Below are 26,883 nucleotides of genomic sequence, written 5' to 3' on the forward strand. Positions count from 1 at the left end.
GCACCGACGCCGCCGGACGGCGGTATCCCGCCACCCCCGCACCGGCGTGGCGTGGCGCGGGCCCCGCGGCGCGTGGTGCGCCGGACGGCCCGCGTGGCCCTGTGACCGTCCCGCCGCCTCCGTTCCGGGCCTCCCCTCCGCGCGGGACGGCCCGGCTGCCCCTCCGTCCCGCCCCGCAGGGCACGGTCTCCGCGGCTGTCCGCGCCCGGGGAAAGGCGGCCACCGGGATCTCACGCGTACGCGACCGGGGCGTCCGACCGGACCTGGCCCCGGGGACCGGTCAGCGCAGGTAGGCGAGGCCGGGGTGGACGGCGGTGTAGCCGTCGACGAGGCGGCGGGCGACGTCCACCGAGTCGACGAGCGGGTGCAGGGCGAACGCCTTGACGGCCGTGGCGCGCGAGCCGGTCGAGGCCGCCGCCAGCACCTCCCGCTCGACGGCCTTGACCGCGCAGACCAGGGCGGTGGCGTGCGCGGGCAGCGGGCCGGCCGCCAGCGGCCGCGCGCCGTTCGCGCCGACCAGGCAGGGCACCTCGACGACGGCGTCGGCGTCGAGCGCGGCCAGGGTGCGGCGGTTGCGGACGTTGAGGATCAGGGTGGCGCGCTCGTCGCGGGCGATGGCCCGCATCAGGGCGAGGGCGACCTTCTCGTAGCCGCCGGAGAGGTCCTCGGCCTCGCGCTCGCCCGCGCCCGCGGTCTCCCGGTTCTCGGCCATGTAGGTGGCCTCGCGTTCGGCCCGGGTGCGCTCCCAGGCGGCGAGGGCGGCGGTGCCGGGGCGGCGCGCCTCCTCGTAGAAGCGGTCCTGCTGGGTCTGGAGGAAGGCACCCCGGGTGGGGCCGGGCCGCCGTCCGGCGCGGACGGCCTCGCGGTGGAAGTAGTAGTAGTGCAGGTACTCGTTGGGGACGGCGCCGAGGGCGCGCAGCCAGTCGGCGCCGAAGAGCCGGCCCTCCTCGACGGTGCCGAGCAGCCCGGGGTCGGCGAGCAGGCGCGGCAGTTCGTCGCGGCCGTCGACGCGCACCGCGCTGACCCAGCCGAGGTGGTTGAGGCCCGCGTAGTCGATCGCCGCCCGGCCCGGATCGGCGCCGAGGGCGCGGGCGAGGCGGCGGCCGAGGCCGACCGGCGAGTCGCAGATGCCGATGACGCGGTCGCCGAGGTGGCGGGACATGGCCTCGGTGACCAGTCCGGCGGGGTTGGTGAAGTTGACGACCCAGGCGTCCGGGGCGAGCCGGGCCACCCGGCGGGCGAGGTCGACGGCGACCGGCACGGTGCGCAGCCCGTAGGCGATGCCGCCCGCGCCGACCGTCTCCTGGCCGAGGACGCCCTCGGCGAAGGCGATCCGCTCGTCCTGGGCCCGGCCCTCCAGACCGCCGACGCGGATCGCGGAGAACACGAACCGGGCGTCGCGCAGCGCCGTGTCCAGGTCGGCCGTGGCGGTCACCGCGGGCGCGTCGGGCACTCCGGCGGCCTGCTCGGCCAGGACCCGGGTGACCGCGGCCAGCCGGTCGGGGTCGGTGTCGTGCAGCACCACCTCGCTCACCCGGCCCTCGGCGCGGTCCCCGAGGAGCGCCCCGTACACCAGCGGCACCCGGAATCCGCCGCCTCCCACGATCGTCAGCCTCATGTCCGCGTCCCCTCTCCCGCTCTCCCGCTCTCCCGGGGTCCGTGCTTCCGGCCCGGCGCCGATCATGGCATGTCCCGACGGCCGGTCCGCGGCCTCGCGGGGCCGCGGCACGTGCGGAATGAGCGCGTCCACCCCCTGGGCCGGAAGGCCGCGGAGACGTACCCTCTGGCCGACACCCGCATCCGCCGCGCGGCCCGCCCGCGTACCGCCGCCGACCTGCTCCGACGCTCCCGGACCCCGCTCCTCCCCCGTGACTCCACCGACCCCGAAGGGACGCCCGGCATGACCGTCCGTTCCGCGCCAGAGCGGCTGCTGGCCGTGCTCGCCGCCTTCGACCACGCGCACCCGGCCCTGAGCCTCACGGACATCAGCCGGCGGGCCGGACTGAGCCTCACCACGGCGCACCGCCTGGTGGGCGCCCTCGCCGAGTGGGGCGCGCTGGAGCGGGACGCGGAGGGGCTCTACCACGTGGGGCTGCGGCTCTGGGAGATCGCCGTGCTCGCCCCGCGCGGCCTGGCGCTGCGCCAGGCGGCACTGCCGTACCTGGAGGACCTGTACGAGGCGACGCACGAGAACGTGCAACTGGCGGTGCGCGACGGGGACGACGTGGTCTACGTGGAGTGGCTGTCGGGCCGCTCGGCGGTGGACGTGCACATCCGGGTCGGTGGGCGCTGGCCCCTGCACGCGACCGGGGTCGGCCTCGCGTTGCTCGCGCACGGCACGCCGGAGTACCAGGGCGCCTACTGTGCGGGGCCGCTGGCCGCCTTCACCCCGTTCACGATCACGGACCCGGTGCGGCTGCGCCGGGTGCTGGCGGAGGTGCGGCGCACCGGGGCGGCGGTGAGCGACCGGCAGGTGACCGGCGACGCGCTGTCGGTGGCGGCGCCGGTGCGCGGCGGGGACGGCGCGGTGGCCGCCGCCGTGTCGGTGGTGGTGCCGCGTGCGGGGGCGGCCGTGCCGACGCTGGTCCCGGCGGTGCGGCTGGCGGCGCGGGGGATCTCGCGGGCGCTCGGCTGGCGGCCCGCGCCCTCCGTGCGGCCGGGGGTGCGGTACCCGGTCGTCGGGTGACGGGGGCGGGCGGGGGACGGGAGCGGGGCCGGGGGGCCGGGGACCGGGGGTCGCGGACGAGGGCGGGACCACGGACGGGGCGACGGACCAGGGCCGAGGGCGGGACGAGGGAGAGGACCGTGGCGGCCCGGGGTGGCGGCGACGCCCCCGGTTGCGCCCATTGGTCTGATTCACGGAGTGAACTCCCCTACTCCGCAAGGACTTTCTCGGCTTCACCTCTTGACGGCGGATACGTCTCAGAGCACATTGGCCGCATCCTGAGAGCGCTCTCAGGCGCGGTTCCCGCGACCGCCCGCGCGCTCCGTGGTGACCCACCCCTCACACCCCCGCACCCGAGAGGCGACCCCCCATGAGTGAGACCTCCGGCACGCCCAGACGCCGTCCCTGGCACCGGGCGCTGGTGGCCGTCGTCGGCGCGCTCGGCCTCGCCGCCGGCGCGACCGCCGTCACCGGCCCGTCCGCGAGCGCCGCCGCCCCGCCGCCCCCGTCCGGCTGGACGCAGGTCTTCGCCGACGACTTCGACGGGCCGGCCGGCACCGGCGTGAACACCGACAACTGGCAGTACACGACCGGGACGTCGTACCCGGGCGGTCCCGCCAACTTCGGCACCGGCGAGATCGAGACGATGACGTCCAGCACGGACAACGTCTCCCTCGACGGCAACGGCAACCTCCGCATCACCCCGCGCCGCGACGCCGCCGGCAACTGGACCTCCGGCCGGATCGAGACCCGGCGCACCGACTTCCAGCCCCCGGCCGGCGGCGCCCTGCGCGTCGAGGCCCGCATCCAGGTCCCGAACGTCACCGGGGCCGCCGCCAAGGGCTACTGGCCGGCGTTCTGGATGCTCGGCAGCCCCTACCGGGGCAACTACTGGAACTGGCCCGGTGTCGGCGAGATCGACATCATGGAGAACACCCAGGGCATCAACACGGTGTGGGCCACGATGCACTGCGGCACCTCGCCGGGCGGCCCGTGCAACGAGACCACCGGCATCGGCGGCAGCACCACGTGTCCCGGCGCCACCTGCCAGGCCGCCTTCCACACCTACGGCGTGGAGTGGGACCGCTCCAAGAGCGTCGAGGAGATCCGCTTCCTCGTCGACGGGAACCACTACCACACCGTGCGCGCCGACCAGGTCGACGCGACGACCTGGGCCAACGCCACGAACCACGGATACTTCCTCATCCTCAACGTGGCCATGGGCGGCGGCTTCCCCGACGCGTTCGGCGGCGGCCCGGACGCCGGCACCCAGCCCGGCCACTCGATGCTGGTGGACTACGTGCGGGTGCTGTCCAGCGGCGGGGGCGGCACCACTCCCCCGCCCTCCGGCAGCCGTGACGCCTACGGCACCATCCAGGCCGAGTCGTACGACGCCCAGTCCGGCGTGCTGACCGAGGTCACCACCGACTCCGGCGGCGGCCACAACCTCGCCGCGCTCGCCAACGGCGACTGGGCCCAGTACAAGGGCGTGCGGTTCGGCTCGACACCGGCCCGGCAGTTCACCGCGCGGGTGGCGAGCGGGGCCGCGACCGGGGTCAGCGGGCTGGTCGAGGTGCGTCTCGACAGCCGGGCCAACGCCCCGGTCGGCAGCTTCTCGGTGGGCGACACGGGCGGCTGGCAGTCGTGGCGGTCCGTGCCGGCCAACATCAGCCCGGTGACGGGCACCCACGACGTGTTCCTGACCTTCACCAGCGGGCAGCCGGCGGACTTCGTCAACGTCAACTGGTTCACCTTCGGGCGCTGACCCGGCGGCGACCGCGCGCACCGAGGGGGCTCCGCACCGCGGGGCCCCCTCGGCCGTCCGACCGCGCCGGCCCGGGGGCGCACTCGTGGCGTCCGGGGGGTGCGGCGCAGGCGTCCTCGGTGCGCGCGAAGGCGGCGGTGCCACGGGCCGCGTGGTGCGAGCGCCCGGCGGTGACGGGCGGCCGGACCTCGGCGGTGGTGTCCGCCCGGGACGGCCGGCGCGGGCCGGGAGCCGACGTCGGCCGGGAGGTCGCCGGGGCGGGGCCCCGGGGCGATCGGACGGGCGCGGCCACCACTCCGGCGGGCTCCCCCGGCGCCCGGCCCGGGACAAGTCCGGGTACGGCCCCGCCCGGCCCCGCCCGGCCTCGTGCGGCCCGCGCGCACGGGGCCGAGGCGCTGGAGGCCCAGTTCCCGAGGTGAGGGACTCCTTCGCCCCGCGCGCACGGGGCCGAGACCCGACCGCATGATCGACCCCGTTCCGCGGTACCCGCACGACCGTGAGCAGGGTGGACCGTCCGTCGCGCCCGGCACCGAACACCCGCGGCGGCCCCAGCGGGGGAGGCAGGTCGCGGCATATCGGGACACCCTGTAGGGAAGGGGCCGGTCACCCCCGGCCCCGCGGACCGGTCACCGGCCGCGCCCGGCGGCCGGGAGGCGGTGCCCGCCGGGCGGCCCCGGCGGGCCGGGTGGGTACGGATGCGGTGCGACGACGGAGTCCTCGACGGCAAGGGAGTTGACGGGGAATGAGCGAGGAGCCTCCCGCGACGACGGTCCACGGGACCGGAGCGGCGGAGGAAGCGGACGGCGGGCACAAGGCCCGGACGGCCGGGGAGCCGCGAGGCTCCGCACCGGACGGCGGGGGCCGGGGCGGCACGGGCCCCGGCCCGGCCGGGGGCGCCCGGGACACCGAGGCGGCCGGGGCCACCGCGAACGGGTCCGGGGAGAGCTCCGGCGACGGCTCCGGAGAGCAGCCCGGCCGCGCCGCGGGGAAGGGCGGCCGACGGCCGCCCGCGGGCACCGTCACCCCCTCGCCGCCACTCGACTGGCGCAACCCCCTGCGGGACCCGCGCGACCGCCGCCTGCCCCGGATCGCCGGCCCCTCGGGACTGGTCATCTTCGGCGTCACCGGTGACCTGTCCCGCAAGAAGCTCATGCCCGCCGTCTACGACCTGGCCAACCGCGGCCTGCTGCCGCCGGGCTTCTCCCTGGTCGGCTTCGCCCGCCGGGACTGGGAGGACCAGGACTTCGCGCAGGTCGTGCACGACGCCGTCAAGGAGAACGCGCGCACCACCTTCCGCGAGGAGGTCTGGCAGCAACTCGCCGCCGGCATGCGCTTCGTCCCCGGCGACTTCGACGACGACACCGCCTTCGAACGACTGCGCGAGGCCGTGGAGGAGCTGGACGCCTCGCAGGGCACCAGCGGCAACTACGCCTTCTACCTCTCCGTGCCGCCCCGCTTCTTCCCGAAGGTCGTCCAGCAGCTCAAGGACCACGGACTGGCCGACGCCCCGCGGGGGTCCTGGCGCCGCGCGGTGATCGAGAAGCCCTTCGGCCACGACCTCGCCAGCGCCCGCGAGCTCAACGCCCTCGTGCACGAGGTGTTCGAACCCGACCAGGTCTTCCGCATCGACCACTACCTGGGCAAGGAGACCGTCCAGAACATCCTGGCGCTGCGCTTCGCCAACACCATGTTCGAACCGATCTGGAACCGGTCCTTCGTCGACCACGTGCAGATCACCATGGCCGAGGACATCGGCATCGGCGGCCGGGCCGGCTACTACGACGGCATCGGCGCCGCCCGCGACGTCATCCAGAACCACCTCCTGCAACTCCTCGCCCTCACCGCGATGGAGGAACCCGCCGCCTTCGACGCCCCCTCCCTGCTCACCGAGAAGCTGAAGGTGCTGCGCGCCGTCCGGCTGCCGGACGACCTCGGCGCGCACACGGTGCGCGGGCAGTACGAGGGCGGCTGGCAGGGCGGCGCCCAGGTCTGCGGCTACCTGGAGGAGGAGGGCATCGACGCGGCGTCCACGACCGACACCTACGCCGCCGTCGGCCTGGCCATCGACAACCGCCGCTGGGCGGGCGTCCCCTTCTACCTGCGCACCGGCAAACGCCTCGGCCGCCGGGTCACGGAGATCGCCGTGGTCTTCCAGCGGGCCCCGCACTCCCCCTTCGACACCAGCGCCACCGAGGAACTCGGCGAGAACGCGATCGTCATCCGCGTCCAGCCCGACGAGGGCATGACCGTCCGCTTCGGCTCCAAGGTCCCCGGCACCTCCATGGAGATCCGGGACGTGTCCATGGACTTCGCCTACGGCGAGTCCTTCACCGAGTCCAGCCCCGAGGCGTACGAACGGCTGATCCTGGACGTCCTTCTGGGCGACGCCAACCTGTTCCCCCGGCACCAGGAGGTGGAAGAGTCCTGGCGGATCCTCGATCCGGTCGAGGAGTACTGGGCCGCGCACGGCAGGCCCGCCCGGTACGCCTCGGGAAGCTGGGGACCGCGGGAAGCCGACGAGATGCTCGCACGAGACGGACGGAGCTGGCGCAGGCCATGAGGATCGATCTGACCGACACCACGGCAAGCGAGGTCAACAAGGCGCTGATGCGGGGCCGCCGGGCCAGCGGCACCCCCGCCGTCGGCATGGTGCTCACGCTGGTCATCGTCACCGACGAGGAGAACGCCTACGACTCGATCAAGGCGGCCGAGGAAGCCTCCCACGAGCATCCGGCCCGCACCCTGGTCGTCATCCGGCGCCACCCGCGCAACCTGCGCGAACGCACCCTCTCCCACCTCGACGCCGAGGTCCGGGTGGGCTCCGAGTCGGGCGCCGGGGAGACGGTGGTGCTGCGCACCTACGGCGAGGTGTCCGACCACGCCGACTCCGTCGTGCTGCCGCTGCTGCTGCCGGACGCCCCGGTCGTCGTCTGGTGGCCCGTCGACGCGCCCGAACACCCGGCGCAGGACCCGCTCGGAGCCCTCGCCCAGCGCCGGATCACCGACCTGTACGCGGTGGAGCGGCCGATGGAGGTGCTGGAGAGCCGCATCCGCTCCTACACGCCGGGCGACACCGACCTGGCCTGGACCCGGCTGACGCTGTGGCGCTCGATGCTGGCGGCGGCACTGGACCAGGCCCGGGCCGAGGTCACCTCGGCGGCCGTGGAGGCCGAGGCGGAGAACCCGGCCGCCGAACTGCTCGCCCGCTGGCTGGAGGCGCGGCTGAAGGTGCGGGTGGAAAGGGTGATCACCGACGGTCCGGTCGTCACCGCCGTCCGGCTCGGCACCGCGGGCGGCGAGATCGTCGTCGACCGGCCCGAGGGCCCCCTCGCCACGATGACCCTGCCCGGCCAGCCCCCGCGCTCCCTCGCCCTGAAGGTCCGCCCCACCTCCGAACTCCTGGCCGAGGAGCTGCGGCGGCTGGACGCGGACGAGATGTACGCCATCGCCCTGCGCGGCGAGTCCTCCGAGGGAGAGCGGACCCGTGTCTGACGCCCCCGCCCCCGGCGCCGCCGTGCTCACCCTGCGGCCGGAGTGGACCGCGCTGGAGGACCACCGCGCGGACGCCCTGCCGCGTCCGAGCCTGCGCCGGCTCTTCGCCGAGGACCCGGACCGCGCCGAGCGGTACACGGCACGCGTCGGCGACCTGTACGTCGACTACTCCAAGCACCTGGTGACCGATGAGACGCTGGCGTTGTTGCGTGAACTGGCGTCCGCGACCGGTGTGTTCGCGTTGCGGGATGCGATGTTCCGCGGGGAGCGGATCAACACGACGGAGGACCGCGCCGTTCTGCACACGGCGCTGCGGGCGCCGCGGGGGGCGGTCGTCGAGGTGGACGGGGAGAACGTGGTCCCCGGGGTGCACGCCGTGCTGGACAGGATGGCGGCCTTCGCGGAGCGGGTGCGTTCCGGGGAGTGGACCGGGTACACCGGCCGGCGTATCCGGAACGTGGTGAACATCGGCATCGGTGGTTCCGACCTCGGCCCCGCGATGGCCTACGAGGCGCTGCGTGACTACAGCGACCGCTCCCTGGTGTTCCGGTTCGTGTCGAACGTGGACGGGGCCGATCTGTACGAGGCGACGCGGGACCTGGATCCGGCGGAGACGCTGTTCGTCGTCGCCTCGAAGACGTTCACGACGATCGAGACGATCACCAACGCCACGTCCGCGCGGAGCCGGCTGCTGGACGCCCTCGGTGACGAGGCGGCCGTGGCCCGGCACTTCGTCGCGTTGTCCACGAACGCGCAGAAGGTCGCGGAGTTCGGTATCGACACGGCCAACATGTTCGAGTTCTGGGACTGGGTCGGCGGCCGGTACTCCTTCGACTCGGCCATCGGCCTCTCCCTGATGATCGCCATCGGCCCGGACCGCTTCCGTGAGCTGCTGGACGGTTTCCACCTCGTCGACGAGCACTTCCGCACGGCGCCGCCCGAGGCCAACGTGCCGCTGCTGATGGGCCTGCTGGGCATCTGGTACGGCAACTTCCTGGGCGCCCAGTCCCACGCGGTGCTGCCCTACAGCCACCACCTCTCCCGCTTCACCGCCTACCTCCAGCAACTCGACATGGAGTCCAACGGCAAGTCCGTCGACCGCGACGGGCAGCCGGTGCGGTGGCAGACCGGGCCCGTGGTGTGGGGCACCCCCGGCACCAACGGCCAGCACGCCTACTACCAGTTGATCCACCAGGGCACCAAGCTGATCCCCGCCGACTTCATCGGCTTCGCCCGGCCCGTACCGGGACTCGACGACACCCTCGGCGCCCAGCACGACCTGCTGATGGCCAACTTCTTCGCCCAGACCCAGGCCCTCGCCTTCGGCAAGACACCCGACGAGGTCCGCGAGGAAGGCGTCCCCGAGGAACTCGTCCCCCACAAGACCTTCCACGGCGACCACCCCACCACCACCATCCTCGCCCCCCAGCTCACCCCCTCCGTCCTCGGCCAGCTCATCGCCCTCTACGAACACAAGGTCTTCGTCCAGGGCGCCGTCTGGAACATCGACTCCTTCGACCAATGGGGCGTCGAACTCGGCAAGATCCTCGCCCGCCGCGTCGAACCCGCCCTCTCCGAGGGCGCCCACGTCCCCGGCCTCGACCCCTCCACGGCCGCGCTGGTGGCCGCCTACCGCGACATCGGGAAGTGAACTGACATGCAGATCGGCCTCGTTGGACTCGGCAAGATGGGCGGCAGCATGCGCGAGCGGCTGCGCAACGCCGGTCACACCGTCATCGGCTACGACACCAACCCCGCGCTGTCCGACGTGCCCGGCCTGGTCGACCTCGTCGAGGGGCTGGACCGGCCGCGCGCCGTCTGGGTGATGGTCCCGGCCGGCGGCGCCACCCAGCACGTCATCGACCAACTGGCGACCCTGCTCAAACCCGGCGACATCGTCGTCGACGGCGGCAACTCCCGCTGGACCGACGACGAGAGGCACGCCAAGGAGCTGCACGCGCGCGGTATCGGCTTCGTCGACGCCGGTGTCTCCGGCGGCGTGTGGGGGCTGCGCAACGGCTACGCGCTCATGGTCGGCGGCGACGACGAGCACGTCGAAAGCCTCAAGCCGATCTTCGAGGCGCTCAAGCCGGACGGCCCCTACGGGTACGTGCACGCCGGGAAGGTCGGCGCCGGGCACTTCTCCAAGATGGTCCACAACGGCATCGAGTACGCGATGATGCAGGCGTACGCCGAGGGCTGGGAGCTGCTGGAGAAGGTGGACTCGGTGGAGAACGTCCGCGAGGTCTTCCGCTCCTGGCAGCAGGGCACCGTCATCCGCTCCTGGCTCCTCGACCTCGCCGTCAACGCCCTCGACGACGACCACCACCTGGAGAAGCTGCGCGGCTGGGCCGACGACTCGGGCGAGGGCCGCTGGACCGTGGAGGCGGCCGTGGACAACGCGGTGCCGCTGCCCGCGATCACCGCCGCGCTGTACGCCCGTTTCGCCTCCCGCCAGGAGAACTCGCCGCAGATGCGGATGGTCGCCGCGCTGCGCAACCAGTTCGGCGGCCACGCCGTGAAGAAGTAGCCGCCGGGCCCGGTCAGGCGACGGCGTACTTGCGTACCGCGTGCTGCGCCGCGAGGCGGACGAACGCGTTCGCCGCGCCGTAGCCCCGGTAGCCGCCGTCGCGCTGGAGGAGTTCGAGGAAGACGCGGCCGACGGTGTGCGTGTAGCAGTGCCGGAAGGTGCCGTACTCGTCGCGGTCGTAGAGGATGCCCAGTTCCCGGTAGGTCTCCAGCTCGCCGTCGGCGAAGGTATGGCGGGCGGCGAGGTCGTCGTAGTAGTTCGCGGGGATGGGCAGCAGCCGGCCGCCGGCGTCGCGGTAGCGGCGGGCCGCGGCGACCACGTCGTCGGTGCCGAGGGCGATGTGCTGGGCGTGCGCGGTGGCGTCGGCCGGGGCCGGGCCGACCGTCAGGACGATGCGGACGGCGCCGTCCTCGCTGGTGACGGCGCGGCTGCGCAGCAGGCCGTACGGGTCGGCGACGTCCACGCTCTCCTGCGGGCGCAGTCCGAGGACGCCGCGGTGGAAGAGGGCGGCCTCGTCGAACTGGTGCCAGGGCTGGGTGAGCGAGAGGTGGTCGACCCGCCAGTGGCCGCCGTCGCCGGGGGCCTGCCCGGTGTCCTCGAAGTCGGCCCGCCAGTCGGGCAGTCCGGGGCGCCCGGTGGCGCAGAAGAACAGTTCGGTGCCGTCGGGCGCGGCGACCGCCTCCAGCGGGACGTCGCCGGGGGCGCGGCGGCGCGGCAGCACCGGGGCGAGCAGGGCCTCGGCCCGGCGGGCCGCCCCGGCCGGATCGGGCGACTCCAGTCCGACGGCGGCGAGGTGGGTGCCGTCGCGGCGTTCGCCGGGTCCGGTGTTGACCAGGACGCGGGCCTCGCCCCGCTGCCACAGGTCCACGGGTTTGCCCCGGTGGCGGGCGGTACGGGTGAAGCCGAGGGCGTCCAGGACGGCCGTGACGGGCGCGGCGTCGGGCGTCACCAGCTCGGCGAAGGCGACCGCGGTGGGCACGACGGGCGCGGGCGGCGCGTCGACGCCGGCCGCCTCCTTCAGCAGGCGCAGCGAGCGCTGGGCGTCCACGGCCGTCGGCCCGGCCTCGGACTGGCGGAAGACGTCGTTGAAGACCTCCAGGGAGAGCGGTCCGTCGTAGCCGGTGCGCAGGACGTGGCGCAGGAGTCCGGCGACGTCGAAGCCGCCCTGGCCGGGGAAGCAGCGGTAGTGGCGGCTCCACTGGAGGACGTCCATGGCGAGCAGCGGGGCGTCCGCGAGCTGGAGGAAGAAGATCTTGTCGCCGGGGATGTCCTCGATGCCCCGGGGGTCGCTGCCGCGCGAGAGGATGTGGAAGCTGTCCAGGCAGGTGCCGAGCGCGGGGTGCCCCGCGGCCCGGACGATGCGCCAGGCGTGGTCGTAGGTGCTGACGTGGCGGCCCCAGGCGAGGGCCTCGTAGGCGACGCGCACGCCGTGTTCGCGGGCCGCGTCGGCGATCGTGCTCAGTTGCCCGGCGGCGAGGGCGTCGTCGTCCACGGCGTGCGGGGAGACGCTGGAGCAGACCAGGACGGTGTCGGTGCCGAGCCGGCGGGCCAGCTCGAACTTGTGCCGGGCCCGGCGCAGCGCGCGTGCGAACTCGTCGGGCGGCAGGGCCTCCAGGTCCCGCAGCGGCTGGTAGAGGTCGACGGTGAGGCCGAGGTCGGCGCAGCGGGCGCGGACCTCCTCCGGGCCGAGGGGGCCGGCCAGCAGGTCGTTCTCGAAGATCTCCACGCCGTCGAAGCCGGCCCGGGAGGCGGCCGTGAGCTTCTCGGTGAGCGATCCGCTCAGGGAGACGGTGGCGATGGACGTCCGCACGGGGGGTACCTCTCTCTTTCGGTCCGGGGCCTACGGGCGGGCCCCGAGGGCCTGCGCCAGGGGGGCGATGTCGGCCAGCATCCGCCCGGCGTCGGGTTCCCGCCCGGTGAAGAGGCGGAACGCGTCGGCGGCCTGGAAGGCGGCCATCCCGCCGCCGTCGAGCGTGGCGCAGCCGGCGGCGCGGGCGGCGCGCAGCAGCTCCGTCTCCAGCGGCCGGTAGACCACCTCGGCGACCCACAGTCCCGGGCGCAGCAGCGCGGCGGGCAGCGGCAGCCCGGGGTGGGCGGCCATGCCGGTGGGGGTGGCGTGCACGAGGCCGTCGGCGTCGGCGAGGAGGGCGGGCAGCCGTTCCGGGGCGGCGTCGGCGGCCCGGCCCGGCCCGAAGCGCCGGTTGAGGGAGCCGGCGAGGGCGGCGGCCCGCCCGGGGGCGGCGTCGACGACGGTGACCCGTTCCGCGCCGAGGGTCAGGGCGGCGTGGGAGACGGCCGCGCCCGCCCCGCCGGCGCCGAGCTGCACGACCCGTTCCAGCGCGGCGTCCGGCAGTCCGCGGGCGAAGGAGGCGGCGAATCCGGTGACGTCGGTGTTGTGGCCGAGGGCCCGGCCCCCGTCGAAGACGACGGTGTTGACCGCGCCCAGCGCCTCGGCCTGCGGGGAGAGGGCGTCCAGGTGCTCGATGACGAGCTGTTTGCAGGGGTGGGTGATGTTCAGCCCGTCGAAGCCGAGGTCGCGTGCGGACCGCAGCAGGTCGCCCACCGCGGCGGGCGGCACCCCGAGGGTGTCGATGTCGATCAGCCGGTACACGTAGCGCAGGCCCTGCCGGTCGGCCTCCCGCTCGTGCAGCGCGGGGCTGAGCGACGGGCCGATGCCGGAACCGATCAGTCCGACGAGATACGCGTCCTTGGCCACCGGGGGACCTCCTGAGGGCTCGGGCACGGAACCCGGGCAACTAATGTACGAACCAGTACGTTAGTCATAGCAGGTGGACGGGGCCGCGGGGAAGTCCCTCCGGCGCTCCGCCACCGGCCGCGACGGGCGCCTTCTACAATCACCGGCACCGGCCCCTGGACCTCCCGGGCCCCTCAGCTCCTCGCCCGCCCGCAGCCGAAGGAACCCGATGACCAGCGTCGACGAACCGGCACGATCAGGCGCGCGCACCCGCGACGCCGCCCGCACCCGGGCCGAGATCCTCGACATGGCGACGCGCGAGTTCGCGCGGGCCGGCTACGACGGGGCCCGCGTCGACGAGATCGCCGCCCGCACCCGCACCACCAAGCGGATGATCTACTACTACTTCGGCGGCAAGGAGCAGCTCTTCACGGCCGTCCTGGAGCGGGCCTACGGCGTGATCCGGGAGGCGGAGCAGCGGCTCGACGTCGACCACCTGGACCCGGTCGCGGCCATCCGCCGGCTCGCGGAGCTGACCTTCGACCACCACGAGGAGCACCCGGACTTCATCCGTCTGGTGAGCATCGAGAACATCCACGAGGCCGAGCACATCGCCTCCTCGGAGATGCTGTCCCGCATGGGCTCCCCGGCCCTGGAGGTGATCCGCCGCATCCTCGCGGAGGGGCGGCGCTCCGGGCTGTTCACGGCCGACGTCGACGCCGTCGACCTGCACGCGATGATCAGCTCCTTCTGCTTCTTCCGGGTCGCCAACCGGCACACCTTCGGCGCGCTGTTCGGCCGCGACCTGGTCGACCCGGCCCGGCGCGCGCACTACCGGACCATGCTCGGCGACATGGTGATCGCCTACCTGACGGCGGAACGCGCCCGGGACTGAACGCGGGCGGGGCGCGGGGCCGTCGCCCCCTCGGCCCGTCGACGGCCGCCGCGTCGGCCCGTCGCCCCCGTCGGCTCGTCGCCCCGCCGCGCCCGCGCGGGCCCACCCGGGCCGGCCGGGGCCCCAGGGCGGGGCGACCGGTGCGCGGCGGGCGGTCCTCCGGGCGACGCGGGCCGCGGCGGGACGGGCGCTGGCGGGCGCGGCGGAGCGGTCCGCTGGACGACACCCCTTGACACACGGGAAACCTGCGCGCAACATCCCTCCCACCGCGACTAACTATCCAGTGGGTTAATTAGCCGACCGGCATCCTCCCCCACACCCCGCACGTCCCCGTCCCCGTCCCCTCCCCTCCCCCGTACGTTGCCTACGGTGGAGTTTCCCGAAGGAGCACGCCGTGTCCGTCCCCGCCGCCCCGACACCCGCCGACGCCGCGCCGCCCGGCCAGCCCAGGAAGGCCGCAGCCGCCGCGTGGATCGGCAGCGCCCTGGAGTACTACGACTTCTTCATCTACGGCAGCGCCGCCGCGCTGATCTTCCCGGAGGTCTTCTTCGACGAGTCCGACCCGGCCACCGCGACCCTGCTGTCGCTGGCCACCTTCGGCGTCGCGTACGCGGCCCGTCCGGTCGGCGCCTTCTTCCTCGGCCACGTCGGCGACCGCCTCGGCCGCAAGAAGATCATGGTGTTCACCCTGATGCTGATGGGCGTGTCGACCTTCCTGATCGGCTGCCTGCCCACCCGTGACCAGGTCGGCACCCTCGCTCCGACACTGCTGGTGCTCTGCCGCGTGCTCCAGGGCATCTCCGCCGCCGGCGAGCAGGCGAGCGCCAACTCCATGACGCTGGAACACGCGCCCCCGAACCGGCGCGGCTTCTTCACCAGCTTCACCCTCAGCGGCACCCAGGGCGGCCAGTTGCTCGCCACCCTGGTCTTCCTGCCGGTCGCCGCGCTGCCCGAGGAACACCTGCTCTCCTGGGGCTGGCGCGTGCCGTTCTGGATGAGCGTCGCGGTCGCCGTGGTCGGCTTCGTGATCCGGCGCAAGCTGGACGAGACCCCGGCCTTCGTCGCCCAGCAGGCGGCCGGCGCGGGCGGCACCGTGAAGATGCCGCTGGCCGTGCTCGCCCGCGACCACTGGGCGGACGTGCTGCGCGTGGTGGCCGCCGCGCTCATCGCCTCGGTCAGCACCATCTTCACGGTGTGGGCGCTGGCGTACGCCACGAGCGACGCGGTCGGCATGTCCCGTACGGCCATGCTGTGGGTCGGGGCGCTGGCCAACGTCGTCGCGCTGGGCGCGATCCCGCTGTGGGCCATGCTCTCCGACCGCGTCGGGCGCCGCCCCGTGTTCCTGATCGGCGCGGCCGGCAGCGCGGGCGCCATGTTCCTCTACCTGTGGGCGATCTCGACCGGCTCGTACGCGCTGACGTTCCTGCTCGGCATCGTCGCCTTCGGTGTCGTCTACAGCGCCGCGAACGGCGTGTGGCCGGCCTTCTACGGCGAGATGTTCTCGACCCGGGTCCGGCTCTCCGGCGTGGCCATCGGCACCCAGATCGGGTTCGCGGTGGCCGGGTTCGCGGTGACGTTCGCGGCGCAGATCGCCGGTCCCGGCGGGGACGACTGGTTCGCGGTCGCCCTCTTCACGGCCGCCCTGTGCGTCCCGCCGGTGATCGCCGCGCTCACCGCACGCGAGACGCACGAGGTCCCGACGGAGGACCTGGGCGAACGGACGGCCGGGGAACCGGCCCGGCGGGAGACGGTGGACGTCTGAGCCGGCCGGACGCCGGAGGGGGCGGGCGGGGTCCGGCGCGCCGGGCCCGCACCGCCCTCCCCTCGTCCCCGGCCGGGGTCAGGACGAGGCGTGGACCATCGCGTCCAGGTGGGGCAGGTGGTGGTCCAGGCGCTCCCGCTTGGTGCGCAGATAGGTGATGTTGCTCTCGCACGGCGGGATCAGCAGCGGCACCTGCTCGTCGACGCGGATGCCGTGCAGCGCCAACGCCTCCCGCTTGCGCGGGTTGTTGGACATCAGCCGCACCGACTCCACCCCGAGGTCCGCCAGCATCCCGGCGGCGGCCCCGTAGTCCCGGGCGTCCACCGGCAGGCCCAGGGCGAGGTTCGCCTCCACCGTGTCCAGGCCCTCCGCCTGCAAGGCCATCGCCCGCAGTTTGGCCAGCAGCCCGATGCCGCGCCCCTCGTGACCGCGCAGGTAGAGGACGACGCCGCGGCCCGCCGCGACCACCGCGCGCAGGGCCGAGGCGAGTTGGTCGCCGCACTCGCAGTGCCGCGAACCGAAGGCGTCCCCCGTCAGGCACTCCGAGTGCAGCCGGGTGAGCACGCCGGCGGCGCCCGGGTCGCCGTGGACCAGGGCGACGTGCTCGTCGCCGCGGTCGTGGTCCACATATCCGATTGCCCGGAATTCCCCGTACACGGTGGGAAGCGGCGTCACCACGACCCGTTCCACACCGGTGCGCTGCGCTGCTTTCTTGCCGAGCATGCCCATGCTGTCTGTCATGATTCTCACGTTCCTCAACAGAGACGAAAGGCCGTGCGGGAATGGATGTTTCACTGGTGCCGGCGGACACCACGGAGGATGTGCGCGGCCGGGCCGCCGGAGTGGCACGGCAGGTCGCCGTGCTGCCGGTGGGGAGCTTCGAGCAGCACGGTCCGCACCTGCCGCTGGCGACCGACACCCTCGTCGCCTGCGCGATCGCCCGCCGGATCGCCGCCGACCACCCGGTGCACCTGCTGCCGCCGGTGACGATCGGCTGCTCGCACGAGCACGCCGCCTGGCCCGGCACCGTCAGCATCTCCGCGGTCACCCTGCACGCGGTGGTACGGGACATAGCGGAATCGCTGCGCCGCTCGGGCGTCGACGCCCTGGTGGTGGTCAACGGACACGGCGGCAACTACGTGCTGGGCAACCTCGTTCAGGAGTCCTCCGCGCGCGGTGAGCGGATGGCGCTGTTCCCGTCCGTGGAGGACTGGGAGACGGCGCGGGAGCGGGCGGGGGTGGCCACCTCGCTCCTCACCGACATGCACGCGGGGGAAATCGAGACCTCCCTCCTCCTCCACGCCCATCCCGAATTCGTCCGGCCCGGTTACGAGGCCGCCGATGTCCTCTCCGACGACCGGCGTCATCTGCTCTCCCTCGGTATGTCCGCCTATACCGATTCCGGTGTCGTCGGGCGGCCTTCACTCGGTTCCGCGGAAAAGGGGAAGAAAATCCTGGCGAGTCTCGCGGATTCCTTCGGCGCGTATTTCTCGCTGCTCACCTCGGCGGACGTTCCCGCGCGGGGCGACGAGCGCGCATAGGCGACGCGGGGCGCGGGGCGCGGCTCGGCGCCGCCCACCGCCCCGGCCGCCGGACCGGGCCGCCCCCGGGCGGCTCGTTCCCGGGGTCCGCCCGGGGCCGGCCGCGCGGCGCCCCGCAGTGGCGGACCCGGGTGCGCCGGGCCGGCGGCCGGGCCCGCCCCGCCCACGGCACCGGTGACTTCGGCCTCCCGCGTGGCGCGGCGGCGCGCCACCAGGACGGCGGCGCCCGGCAGGCTCGCCGCGAAGCCGAGCACCCCGTAGACCACGGCGACGGCCAGGCCGCTGCCGGCGCCCAGCCCGGCCGCGCCGAACGCCCAGGCGGTGACGCCCTCCCGGGGGCCCCAGCCGCCGACGTTCAGCGGCAGCCCCATCGCGAGCAGCGCGAGGACGGCCAGCGGCACCAGCACCGTCACCGGGGCGGCGCTTCCCGCGACCCGGGCGGCGAGCACGAACATGCCGAGGTGTCCGGCCAGGACGACGGCGGACGACAGCGCGATCCCCGGCCCGGTACGCCGCGACAGCAGCGTCCGGCGCACCTCGCCCAGCACCGCCCGCACGGCCCGGCCCCGGCGCCCCGGACGGTACGAGCCCGGCCTGCTCCTCCGTACCGCGAGCACGACGGCGAGCGCCCCGAGGACGGCCAGTCCGGCGACCGGGGCGAGGTTTTGGGCGGGGGCCGCCACGGGCGACTCCATCGTGAGCAGCACCACCCCACCGACGCCCATCAACGCCAGTTGCCCGGCGGCCCGTTCGAGGACGACGGCCCGCACCCCGCGCCGCAGGTCCCCGGCGTCGCGCCCGTGGCGTACCGCGCGGTGCACGTCGCCGAGGACGCCGCCGGGCAGGGCCGCGTTGAGGAACAGGGCGCGGTAGTAGCCGGCCACGGCCGGGCCCAGCGGCAGCCGGATGCCCAGCCCCCGGGCGACCAGGGACCAGCGCCAGGCCGAGCAGACCGTGGTCACCAGGCCGATGCCGAGCGCCGCCGGAAGCGTCGGCCCGTCGATCCGGCGCAGCCCGTCCAGGAAGGCGCCGGTGCCCAGGCGCCACAGCAGCACGGCGAGGAGGGTGACTCCGGCGAGGGTCCCCAGGTGGGGGCGCACGGCCCGCAGGGCGCGGCGCGGCCGGGGCACACGGGCGGTGCCCGGCCCCGGGACGGCCGGCGCGTCGGCCACCGGGCTGCTCACCGGGTGCCGCCCGCCGGACGGCACAGGGCGAGCAGGTCGCTGTGGTGGACGGTGACCCGCAGGGCGCCGGTGGCGCACTCGGCGAGCCGCGCCGCCAGGTACCGTGCGGCCGGTTCCCGCAGTTCCGGGCGTTGTTCGACGGCCGCGCCGACCCAGCCGCGCAGCCACTGCCCGGTCAGCCCGGCGTCGCCGTCGCCCAGGTGCCAGGGGCTGGCGTGCAGGCGTACGGTCGCGCCGTGCGCGGCGAAGGCGTCGGCGGCGACGGGGACGGCGTCCGGGCCGAGCAGTCCGGTGCGCCGCTGGTGGTCGTTGAACGCCGCGGCGATCTCGCCGTCCAGGGGATGCGCGGGGGTCAGATCCACGCGTCCGGCGACGGAGAGGGTCAGCAGCGCCGCGCAACCCGCGCCGGCGCAGGCGGCGGCGAGGGCGCCGACCTCCTCGGCGGTGAGCACGTCGAGCAGTGCGGACGCCGTGACCAGCGCGGCGCCGGCCAGCGCGTCCGGCGTGAGCCGGCCGATGTCCCCGCGCCGGGTCTCGACGGTGACGCGGCTGCCGTCGGCGGCCGAGCGCGGGGTGCCGACGGCGGCGAAGTGCAGCAGGTACGGGTCGCGGTCGTGCAGGATCCAGTGCTGGGCGCCGTCCAGGCGGGGGGCGAGCCAGCGCCCCATGGAACCGGTGCCGCAGCCCAGGTCGTGCACGATCCGGCCGCCCGCGCGGCCGGGCAGGTTGGCGAGGCGGATGCGGAGCGGGTCGAGCAGGTCGTGGGCGCGGGCGGCGGCGTCGGCGCCCTCCCGCAGCCGCAGCCACTCGGGCGCGTAGCGCGGGGGCTCCTCCCCCTCGGGCGCCGCGTGCCCCTCGTGCCCCTCGTGCCGCCCGTGTGCCCGTGGGGCTCCGGGGGCGGGCGGGGCGGGGCGTTCGCCGGGCCGCGCGGCGGGACCGGCGCCGGGGATCACCCCGTCCGGCCCGGCCGCGCCGGGCGCCTCGCCCGCGGGGTCGGCGGGTGCCGTGGGGCTCGTCATGCGGCCCTCCAAGGCTCGCTCGGCAGCCGGCGCAGTACGCCGGCCAGGCTCTGGGCCGTCAAGGCCCAGCCGTCGAGCGCGGCGCGGCGGTGGCGCGCGGCGGACTTCAGCCGGCGCCGTACGTCGGCCTCACCGAACCAGCCGCGCAGTTCGGCGGCGAGCGCGGCGGGGTCCTCCGGCGGGACGAGGATGCCGGGCACCCCGCCGTCGGGGGCGCGGCCGACGGCCTCCGGCAGGCCGCCGACGTCGGTGGCCAGCACGGGGATGCCGCGGGCCAGCGCCTCGGTCACCGCCATGCCGTACGTCTCGGCGTACGAGGTGAGGACCATCAGGTCGGCGGTGGCGTAACGGGCGTCGAGGTCGGCGCCGCAGGCCGGTCCGGCCAGCTCCAGCCGGTCCTCCAGCCCGTGGTCGCGGATCATGGCGCGCAGCCGGTCGACGTACGCCGGGTCGTGGCCGAGCCCTCCGACGCACACGCAGCTCCACGGCAGGTCCGCCACCGCGGCCAGCGCCTCGACCAGCCGGTGCTGGCCCTTGCGCGGAGTGACGGCGGCGACGCACAGCAGCCGCGAGACGCCGTCGGTGCCGGGGGCGAGCGGGGCGATGTCGGCGCCGGGGGCGGCGGCGTGGACGCGCTCGGGGGCGAGGCCGTGGTGGGAGACGAGGCGGCGCACCGCCCAGTCGCTGGTGGCGACGACCCCGGACACCGCGCGCAGCACGGCCCGCTCCCGGGCGTCCAGGTCGGCGGCGACGGCGGGGGCGAGGCCGGTCTCGTCGCCGAGCGGGAGGTGGACGAGGACCACCATGCGCAGCCGCTCGGCCTCCGGGACGACGACCTCCGGGACGCCGCATGCCACCAGCCCGTCCAGCAGGACCACGGCACCGTCCGGCAACCGGCGCAGGACGCGGGCGAGTTCGGTACGGGCGGCCTCGTCCGGGCGGGGCCAGTCGCCGGTCACGGTCAGGGGACGCACCCGCCAGCCGAAGCCGGGCAGGTCGAGGCCGATGCGCCGGTCGTAGGCGTTGCCGCCGCTGGGCGCGGCGGGGTCGTCGACCCCGCCCGGCATGACGAAGTGCACGGAGCGCAGGGACATGGGGATGATCCCGCCGTTCCTCGGGGCGGTCCGGGCGGACGCCTGTGCGGGTACGTGGGCGAGCCGGCCGGAGCGGCCGGGGGCGGTGGCGGCCGGACCGGGCGCGGTGGTGGTGTGGTTCACAGCGCGCGCTCGTAACTCGCCCAGGCGACGTGCGACTCGTGCAGGGTGACGGTGAGGCCGCACAGGCCCTTGGCGCCCTCGCCCAGCGCGCCCTTGTGGACGCGCTCGGCGAGCCGGTCGGCGATGACCTTGGCCAGGAACTCCGTGGAGGTGTTGATGCCGGCGAAGTCGGGTTCCTCGTCGAGGTTGCGGTAGTTCAACTCTCCGGCCACCGCGCTCAGTTCCTGGGTGGCCAGGCCGATGTCGACCACGATGTTGTCGTCGTCGAGCCGCTCGCGCCGGAACGTGGCGTCCACCAGGAACGTGGCGCCGTGCAGGGCCTGCGCGGGCCCGAAGACGTCGCCGCGGAAACTGTGGGCGATCATGATGTGATCGCGGACGGTGATGCTGAACAACGGACGACCCTCCAGGTGTGGCGCGTCTGATCCCCCGCCGGTCGCTGCGCGGGGTGCCGTCTATTACGGCCGCGTACCGTGCCGTGTTCAGCGTGCCGCACCTCTTTTCTCAAGGTCAGGCACGGGGCCGTCCCGGGCGTGGCGGGACGTCAGGACGGGTCGGGGTCCCCGTAGCGGACGCGGTGACACAGGGCGGGCAGCTCTCCGGAGGCGATCTCGGCGAGGACGACGGGGAGTTCGGTGAAGTCCGACTCTCCGGAGACGAGGGCGTCCAGCGCCGGATCGGCGAGCAGGTCGAGGGCGAGGGCCATCCGGTCGGCGTAACCGCGGGTCGCGGCACGGGCCGGGGAGACGGTGCCGACCTGGCTGCCGCGCAGCGTCAGGCGCCGGGAGTGGAACGCCTCGCCGAGCGGGAGGGCGACGCGCCGGTCCCCGTACCAGCTCAGCTCGACGACCGTGCCCTCGGGGCGCAGGAGTTCGAGGGAGCGGGCGAGCCCGGCCTCGGTGGCGGAGGCGTGCACGACGAGGTCGCGTTCCCCCTCGGCGTCGGCGGGCGCGGCGAAGTCGGCGCCCAGCGCCGCGGCGACCGCCGCGCGGGCCGGGTCGGCGTCGACCAGCTGGACGCGGACGCCGGGGAACCGGGCGAGCAGCGCGGCGACCGAGCAGCCGACCATGCCGCCGCCGACCACGCTGATCCGGTCCCCGATCAGGGGCGCCGCGTCCCACAGGGCGTTGACGGCGGTCTCCACCGTGCCGGCCAGCACGGCCCGCGCGGCGGGCACCGACGCCGGTACGGGGGTGACGGCGGCGGCCGGGACGATGTAGCGGGTCTGGTGCGGATGGAGGCAGAAGACGGTGCGGCCGGTCAGCTCCGCCGGCCCCTCCTCGACGACGCCGACGCTGAGGTAGCCGTACTTCACCGGGCCGGGGAAGTCGCCCTCCTGGAAGGGGGCGCGCATCGCCGCGTACTGGTTCTCGGGCACGCGGCCCTGGAAGACCAGCGTCTCGGTGCCCCGGCTCACGCCGGAGTACAGGGCGCGCACCAGCACCTCGTCGGGGCCCGGCGCGGGCAGTTCCACCTCGCGGACGGTGCCCCGGCCGGGTGCGTCGAGCCAGAACGCGTGCGCCGTACGGGGCGTCGTGCTCGTCCGGATGGTGGGGGTCATCGTCGTCCTCCTGAACGATCGGGAAGCCTGCCACGTACCGAGGGGGCACAGGCCGCGCACAAGGTAGCGGCGTTGATCGACTCTGTCACACGGCCGGAGGGTGTTCGGTGGCCCGGAACAACACGTACGACGCGAGGCCCCCGCAGCGGGAGACCGCGGTGGGAGCGGCCGTGCAGGTGCTGCTGCTGGCGCTGCTCGGCACGGCGATCGGCATGGGCACGGCGGGCTGGCTGAGCGGCCTGGCGTTCGCGTTCGCCACCTGGGCCGTCCTCACCCGGGCGCTCGGCCGGACCCGGCCGCCGTCCTTCGGCCCGGCCAACCGGGTCACGCTCGGCCGGGCCACCCTGGTCGGCGGGGTGACCGCGCTGGTCGCGGACTCCTTCCGCAGCGCGCCTCCGGTCTCGCTGCTCGTCGGCCTCACGGCGGTGGCGCTGCTCCTCGACGGCGTCGACGGCCAGGTCGCCCGCCGCACGGGCACCTCGACCGCGCTGGGAGCCCGCTTCGACATGGAGGTGGACGCCTTCCTCATCCTCGTGCTCAGCGTCCACGTCGCCGCCGACCTGGGCCCGTGGGTACTCCTGATCGGCGGCATGCGGTACGGGTTCGTCGCCGCGGCCCGGGTGTGGCCGTGGCTGACCGCGCCGCTGCCGCCGAGCACCGCGCGCAAGACGGTCGCGGCACTGCAGGGCGTCCTGCTGCTGGTGGCGGGGGCCCGGCTGCTGCCGGACGCGGTCAACACCGGGGTGGCGCTGCTCGCGCTGGGCCTGCTGGCGTGGTCCTTCGGCCGGGACGTGCTGTGGCTGTGGCGCACCTCGCGCCGCCGGCCCCCGACGCCGGCGAGGCCGGCGGCGGCGCCGGAGCCCACGACGGTGCGGGCACTCGTGACGCGGTGAGGGGCCCTTGCGAGCGGACACGGGGTCCGGGCGCGAGGATGGGGCGGGCGGGAGCCGGGCGGGGCACGGGGCCGAGCGGGGCCGGAGCCGAGCGGGGCACCGGGACAGGCGCGAGGCGGAGCCGGGGCGCGAGGCGGAGCCGGGCTCCGTCGGCCGGCGGCGCGGTGGGGATCGCGGCGGGCGTCGCGGGCACGGAGCCGAGCGAGGCACAGGGCCGGGCGCAAGGCGGAGCCGTGCTCCGTCGGCCGGCGGCGCGGTGGGGATCGCGGCGGGCGTCGCGGGCGGTCCGGCGGCACCGGGCCGGGGAGCGAGGCGGAGCCGGGCGGGGCACGGGGCAGAGCGGGGCACAGGGCCGGGGCGCGAGGCGGAGCCGGGCTCCGTTGGCCGGCGGCGCGGTGGGATCGCGGCGGGCGTCGCGGGCGGTCCGGCGGCTCGGCGGCACCGGGGCTCGGTGACTGGCCGCGTACGTACGCCGTCGGCGGCGGCCGGCCGCGCCCCTCACCCGTCCCCGTCGCCCCCGCCCCGCTCCCGCCCGGTGGCGGCGCGATCCGCTCGGTGACGGGTCGGGACGGTCCCCGTCCGGGGTGTCCGCCCGCGCCCCTCACCCCGGGCCCGTGGCCCCGCTCCGTTCCGTGCGCGGCAGGAGGACCGCCGCGCCCAGCGGCACCGCGGCGAGGACCAGCCAGGGCACCGCCGTCGGCAGCCCGCTGTCCAGCAGCAGGCCGGTCGCGGAACTGCCGGCCAGGACGATCAGGCCGGAGACCGAGGACAGTGCCCCCGTGTAGAGGCCGAGGCGGCCCTCCTCGGCGAGGTCGGGCACCCAGGCTCGGGCGACGGGCGCCACGAGCATCTGCCCGAGGGTCAGCAGGACCACGAAGGCGGCGGCGGGCAGCAGACCGGCGGTGCCCGTCGGCCCGGCAGGCTGGGCACAGGCCACGACGGCGAACCCGGCCGCCACCGTCACCAGCCCCGCCGCCATCGACCGGCGCATCGTCAGCCGCCGCCCCGCCCACCGGGTGACCGGCAGTTGCGCGGACACCACCAGCAGCGAGGAGAGCGCGAAGAGCCAGGCCAGCGGCGCCTGGGAGCCGGCGGCCCGGGTCACCTCGGCGGGCAGGGCGAGGTAGAGCTGGTTGTAGGCGAGCAGATAGGCGCCGTAGGCGGCGCACAGCGCGAGGAAGCGCCGGTTGCGCAGCAGCAGCCGGGCCCCGCCCCGCACCCGGGTGCGCTCCCGGCCGGGCAGGTGCTGCGGCAGCAGCCACACGTGCCCGGCCAGGACCAGGACGAAGACGCCCGCGCCGGCCAGGCACGCGGTGCGGAAGTCGACGGCGAGCAGCAGCGCGCCCAGCAACGGACCGGCGAAGGCGCCCACTTGCCCGGCGACGGTGAACAGCGCGAGCACCCGGGTCCGGTCCCCGCCGCCCTCCCGTTCCCACCGGACGGCCTGCCGGGCGGCCTCGGACTCGACCGCCGGGGAGAACAGGGCGGCGGCGAACCCGATGAGCAGCACCGCCGAGACGACGGCCGCGGTGCTCTCGGCGTACCCCAGCCAGCCGAAACCGGCGATCCTCAGCACGCAGCCGGCCAGCACGACCGGCCGGATGCCGTACCGGTCGGCGAGCGCGCCGCCGACCACGAAGAGGCCCTGCTGGCTGAAGGTGCGCAGGCCGAGGACGAGACCGACCAGCCAGCCGGCCATGCCGATGCCCTGCCCCAGATGGTCGGCGAGGAAGGGCAGTACGGCGAAGAAGCCGAGGTTGAAGGCGAGTTGGGTGAGGACGAGCAGTCTCAGCAGCGGGGACAGCGGCAGGCGCGGGCCCCGCCCGGTCGCCCGCGCGGCCCGGCCCTCGGACAGGGTGGTCATCCGGCCTCCACGAGCGTCTTCCGCCCGGCCCCGGCCGCACGCCCGGCCGGCGGTGCCTCGGGTACGGGGGTACGGTGCCGCCGCCGCGGTCGGCGCAGGGCGCCCGCGGCGGTGACGGCCACCGCGCCGAGCAGGGCGAGCACGGCGGCCGGGGCGAGCACGGACCAGGGGGCGCGTTCGGCGTAGGGCTGGTTCTCGGCGAGGAGCAGGCCCCACTCGGGGGACGGCGGCTGGGCGCCCAGCCCGAGGAAGCCGAGGGAGGCGAGGGCCAGGGCGACGCCGGGCAGCCGCAGCAGGGCGTGGCGGAGCACGGACGGCAGCACCGCGGGGAGCAGTTCGCGGCGGAGCAGGTACCCGCGTCCGGCGCCCAGTCCACGGGTGGCGGTGATGTGCAGGGTGGCGCGTTCCTGGGCCAGGAGGGACGCGGTGTGTGCGGCGAGCGGCGCCCAGGCGACGGCGGCCACGGCGAGGGCCGGGGTGGCCGTACCGCTCCCGGCGACGGCGGTGACCAGGAGCGCGACGAGGACCGGCGGGACGGCGTTGACCGTGTCGACCAGCGGTCCGGACAGGCGCGGCACGAGGCCGAGCAGCACGCCGGTGACGAGGGCGACGACCGTGATGGCGCCGGCGAGGAGCAGGGTGTCGAGGGCGCCGTGGCCGACCCGGGCCAGCAGGTCGCGGCCGAGGGCGTCGGTGCCGAAGGGGTGCGCGGCGGACGGCGCTTCGAGCCGCTGCCCGGTGGCGACGGCGAGCGGGTCGCGCGCGAGCCCGGCGACGGTCACGGCCAGCAGCGCGGCACCGCACAGCAGCGGTGGCAGGGCGCGGCCGGGCGGGGCGGGCCGGTGCAGGGAGAAGAGGGCGCCGTCGCGCAGGGCGGGCCCGGTGAGCAGCCGGGCCGCGAGCCGGGTGGCGCCGGTGGCGAGGGCGGCCAGCAGCACCAGGGCGAGGGTGCCCGCCTGGAGCACGGGCAGGTCCTGGGCGAGGGCGGCCTGAAGGGTGGCGCGGCCGAGGCCGGGGATGTCGAAGACCCGCTCGACGGCGACCGCGCCGCCGGTCAGTCCGACGACGAAGAGGCCCAGGTTGGGCAGGAGCGCGGGCACGCAGCGGCGCAGCGCCTGGCGGGCGATCCTCCGGCCGGGCAGTCCGCGGGCGGCGGCGGCCAGCGCCCACGGTTCGCCGAAGGCACCGGGCAGGAGGTCGTCGAGGAGCCGCCCGAGCAGGGCCCCGGCGGGCAGGCCCAGGGCGAGCGCGGGCAGCACCGTCCACGCGGGCCCGTACCAGCCGAGGGCGGGCAGCCAGCCGAGTTGGACGCCGACGACGGTGGCGAGGACCGAGGCGAGCAGGAACTCGGGCAGCGCGGCGGTCATCGCGGAGCCGGTGCCGCCCCGGCGCCGTCCGCCGAGCCGCCGCCGCGCGCCGAGGCGCAGGGTGCGGGCGCAGACGAGGGCGGCGGTGAGCGCGGCGACGGCCAGCGCCAGCGCCATGAGGAGCAGGGAGACGCCGAGCGCCCGCGCCAGGTCGGGCAGGACGGGGGTGCCGGAGATCCAGGAGTCCCCGGCGTCCCCGTGGACGAGCCCGCGAAGCCAGCGGGCGAGCAGGTGCGGCGGGCCGGCGTCGAGGCCGAGCTGCTCGCGGATGCCGGCGAGGACCTCGGGGGTCGGATCGCGGTCGGCGGAGCGGGCCTTGAGGACGGTCAGCGCCGGGTCGGTACGCGTGAGCCAGGGCAGCAGGCCGATGCCGCACACCAGGGCGGCGGCGAGCACGGCCCGCCACACCAGGGCGGTCACCTGCCGGCGCACG

Annotated in this window: 20 protein-coding genes and 1 pseudogene; 10 read left to right on the forward strand and 11 right to left on the reverse strand. The window is 75.6% G+C overall.

The genetic code is table 11. The annotated features are described in order from the left end of the window. Positions 1–280: 280 nt before the first annotated feature. On the reverse strand, positions 281–1,618 hold the full coding sequence (locus tag VM636_RS03115; protein ID WP_338483137.1) for a 6-phospho-beta-glucosidase: 1,338 nt from the start codon (positions 1,616–1,618) through the stop codon (positions 281–283). Positions 1,619–1,900: 282 nt separating this feature from the next. Between VM636_RS03115 and VM636_RS03120 the strand changes: the two genes are divergently transcribed. The 6 genes from VM636_RS03120 to gnd all read left to right on the forward strand — a co-directional run bounded on the left by VM636_RS03120 (position 1,901) and on the right by gnd (position 10,452). Continuing rightward, complete coding sequence (locus VM636_RS03120; protein ID WP_051821477.1) at positions 1,901–2,686, forward strand: IclR family transcriptional regulator; 786 nt, start codon at positions 1,901–1,903, stop codon at positions 2,684–2,686. Between the two features lie 349 nt (positions 2,687–3,035). Beyond that, entirely contained in the window at positions 3,036–4,430 is a 1,395-nt protein-coding gene (locus VM636_RS03125; RefSeq protein ID WP_338483138.1) for a glycoside hydrolase family 16 protein, read from the forward strand. A gap of 742 nt (positions 4,431–5,172) precedes the next feature. After that, complete coding sequence (gene zwf, locus VM636_RS03130) at positions 5,173–6,990, forward strand: glucose-6-phosphate dehydrogenase (protein ID WP_338483140.1); 1,818 nt, start codon at positions 5,173–5,175, stop codon at positions 6,988–6,990. After that, entirely contained in the window at positions 6,987–7,922 is a 936-nt protein-coding gene (opcA, locus tag VM636_RS03135) for a glucose-6-phosphate dehydrogenase assembly protein OpcA (protein ID WP_338483141.1), read from the forward strand. Before zwf ends, opcA begins: the two co-directional genes overlap by 4 nt. Then, positions 7,915–9,573 carry a glucose-6-phosphate isomerase gene (gene pgi, locus VM636_RS03140; RefSeq protein ID WP_338483143.1) on the forward strand — a complete coding sequence of 553 codons (1,659 nt, stop codon included), beginning with the start codon at positions 7,915–7,917 and terminating at the stop codon, positions 9,571–9,573. Before opcA ends, pgi begins: the two co-directional genes overlap by 8 nt. Positions 9,574–9,579: 6 nt before the next feature. Beyond that, a complete protein-coding gene (gnd, locus tag VM636_RS03145) occupies positions 9,580–10,452 on the forward strand; it encodes a phosphogluconate dehydrogenase (NAD(+)-dependent, decarboxylating) (protein ID WP_030422294.1) in 873 nt (290 codons plus the stop codon). 13 nt (positions 10,453–10,465) lie between these two features. On the opposite strand, the gene VM636_RS03150 is transcribed toward gnd, so the two are convergent. Both VM636_RS03150 and VM636_RS03155 read right to left on the reverse strand, forming a co-directional pair. Next, positions 10,466–12,262: a TIM barrel protein gene (locus VM636_RS03150; RefSeq protein ID WP_338483146.1), complete on the reverse strand. Its 1,797-nt coding sequence runs from the start codon at positions 12,260–12,262 to the stop codon at positions 10,466–10,468. Positions 12,263–12,292: 30 nt separating this feature from the next. After that, a complete protein-coding gene (locus VM636_RS03155; RefSeq protein ID WP_338483148.1) occupies positions 12,293–13,168 on the reverse strand; it encodes a shikimate dehydrogenase in 876 nt (291 codons plus the stop codon). 208 nt (positions 13,169–13,376) lie between these two features. Here VM636_RS03155 and VM636_RS03160 point away from each other — a divergent pair, with 208 nt between their 5' ends. Further along, on the forward strand, positions 13,377–14,042 hold the full coding sequence (locus VM636_RS03160; protein WP_030422297.1) for a TetR/AcrR family transcriptional regulator: 666 nt from the start codon (positions 13,377–13,379) through the stop codon (positions 14,040–14,042). Between the two features lie 394 nt (positions 14,043–14,436). Beyond that, complete coding sequence (locus tag VM636_RS03165) at positions 14,437–15,804, forward strand: MFS transporter (RefSeq protein WP_030422298.1); 1,368 nt, start codon at positions 14,437–14,439, stop codon at positions 15,802–15,804. A 78-nt stretch (positions 15,805–15,882) separates the two neighbouring features. Here the strand turns inward: VM636_RS03165 and ribA are convergent, their stop codons facing one another. Further along, positions 15,883–16,545 carry a GTP cyclohydrolase II gene (ribA, locus tag VM636_RS03170; protein ID WP_030422299.1) on the reverse strand — a complete coding sequence of 221 codons (663 nt, stop codon included), beginning with the start codon at positions 16,543–16,545 and terminating at the stop codon, positions 15,883–15,885. A gap of 41 nt (positions 16,546–16,586) precedes the next feature. Here ribA and VM636_RS03175 point away from each other — a divergent pair, with 41 nt between their 5' ends. After that, positions 16,587–17,345 (forward strand): creatininase family protein, encoded by a 759-nt coding sequence (locus tag VM636_RS03175; RefSeq protein ID WP_338483150.1) that lies wholly within the window; start codon positions 16,587–16,589, stop codon positions 17,343–17,345. Between the two features lie 296 nt (positions 17,346–17,641). Here the strand turns inward: VM636_RS03175 and VM636_RS03180 are convergent. The 5 genes and pseudogenes from VM636_RS03180 to VM636_RS03200 form a co-directional block, all read right to left on the reverse strand. Continuing rightward, a pseudogene (locus VM636_RS03180) lies at positions 17,642–18,607 on the reverse strand (lysylphosphatidylglycerol synthase transmembrane domain-containing protein); the annotation flags it as partial. Then, on the reverse strand, positions 18,526–19,548 hold the full coding sequence (locus tag VM636_RS03185; protein WP_338483151.1) for a class I SAM-dependent methyltransferase: 1,023 nt from the start codon (positions 19,546–19,548) through the stop codon (positions 18,526–18,528). The gene VM636_RS03185 and the pseudogene VM636_RS03180, both read right to left, overlap by 82 nt. Continuing rightward, complete coding sequence (locus VM636_RS03190; protein WP_051821506.1) at positions 19,545–20,765, reverse strand: glycosyltransferase family 4 protein; 1,221 nt, start codon at positions 20,763–20,765, stop codon at positions 19,545–19,547. Before VM636_RS03190 ends, VM636_RS03185 begins: the two co-directional genes overlap by 4 nt. Then, positions 20,762–21,160, reverse strand: a complete 399-nt coding sequence (locus VM636_RS03195; RefSeq protein WP_030422304.1) for a 6-carboxytetrahydropterin synthase — start codon at positions 21,158–21,160, stop codon at positions 20,762–20,764. Before VM636_RS03195 ends, VM636_RS03190 begins: the two co-directional genes overlap by 4 nt. 149 nt (positions 21,161–21,309) lie before the next feature. Continuing rightward, positions 21,310–22,326, reverse strand: a complete 1,017-nt coding sequence (locus VM636_RS03200) for a zinc-binding alcohol dehydrogenase (protein ID WP_338483153.1) — start codon at positions 22,324–22,326, stop codon at positions 21,310–21,312. Between the two features lie 107 nt (positions 22,327–22,433). Here VM636_RS03200 and VM636_RS03205 point away from each other — a divergent pair, with 107 nt between their 5' ends. Then, on the forward strand, positions 22,434–23,219 hold the full coding sequence (locus VM636_RS03205; protein WP_338483154.1) for a CDP-alcohol phosphatidyltransferase family protein: 786 nt from the start codon (positions 22,434–22,436) through the stop codon (positions 23,217–23,219). A gap of 601 nt (positions 23,220–23,820) precedes the next feature. On the opposite strand, the gene VM636_RS03210 is transcribed toward VM636_RS03205, so the two are convergent. Continuing rightward, the gene (locus VM636_RS03210; RefSeq protein ID WP_030422307.1) at positions 23,821–25,083 is read right to left on the reverse strand and encodes an MFS transporter; all 1,263 of its coding nucleotides are present in this window, start codon (positions 25,081–25,083) and stop codon (positions 23,821–23,823) included. After that, entirely contained in the window at positions 25,080–26,882 is a 1,803-nt protein-coding gene (locus VM636_RS03215) for an ABC transporter permease subunit (RefSeq protein ID WP_053912906.1), read from the reverse strand. Before VM636_RS03215 ends, VM636_RS03210 begins: the two co-directional genes overlap by 4 nt. Position 26,883: the final 1 nt, after the last annotated feature.

Source organism: Streptomyces sp. SCSIO 75703 (assembly GCF_036607905.1).
In the GTDB taxonomy this organism is placed as follows: Bacteria; Actinomycetota; Actinomycetes; order Streptomycetales; family Streptomycetaceae; genus Streptomyces.

What these genes read in the sequence shown, in the direction of transcription:
- VM636_RS03115 (WP_338483137.1), bottom strand. Translation starts at nt 1,618, where the DNA reads ATGAGGCTGACGATCGTGGGAGGCGGCGGATTCCGGGTGCCGCTGGTG.
- VM636_RS03120 (WP_051821477.1), top strand. Translation starts at nt 1,901, where the DNA reads ATGACCGTCCGTTCCGCGCCAGAGCGGCTGCTGGCCGTGCTCGCCGCC.
- VM636_RS03125 (WP_338483138.1), top strand. Translation starts at nt 3,036, where the DNA reads ATGAGTGAGACCTCCGGCACGCCCAGACGCCGTCCCTGGCACCGGGCG.
- zwf (WP_338483140.1), top strand. Translation starts at nt 5,173, where the DNA reads ATGAGCGAGGAGCCTCCCGCGACGACGGTCCACGGGACCGGAGCGGCG.
- opcA (WP_338483141.1), top strand. Translation starts at nt 6,987, where the DNA reads ATGAGGATCGATCTGACCGACACCACGGCAAGCGAGGTCAACAAGGCG.
- gnd (WP_030422294.1), top strand. Translation starts at nt 9,580, where the DNA reads ATGCAGATCGGCCTCGTTGGACTCGGCAAGATGGGCGGCAGCATGCGC.
- VM636_RS03160 (WP_030422297.1), top strand. Translation starts at nt 13,377, where the DNA reads ATGACCAGCGTCGACGAACCGGCACGATCAGGCGCGCGCACCCGCGAC.
- ribA (WP_030422299.1), bottom strand. Translation starts at nt 16,545, where the DNA reads ATGACAGACAGCATGGGCATGCTCGGCAAGAAAGCAGCGCAGCGCACC.
- VM636_RS03175 (WP_338483150.1), top strand. Translation starts at nt 16,587, where the DNA reads ATGGATGTTTCACTGGTGCCGGCGGACACCACGGAGGATGTGCGCGGC.
- VM636_RS03185 (WP_338483151.1), bottom strand. Translation starts at nt 19,548, where the DNA reads ATGACGAGCCCCACGGCACCCGCCGACCCCGCGGGCGAGGCGCCCGGC.
- VM636_RS03200 (WP_338483153.1), bottom strand. Translation starts at nt 22,326, where the DNA reads ATGACCCCCACCATCCGGACGAGCACGACGCCCCGTACGGCGCACGCG.
- VM636_RS03210 (WP_030422307.1), bottom strand. Translation starts at nt 25,083, where the DNA reads ATGACCACCCTGTCCGAGGGCCGGGCCGCGCGGGCGACCGGGCGGGGC.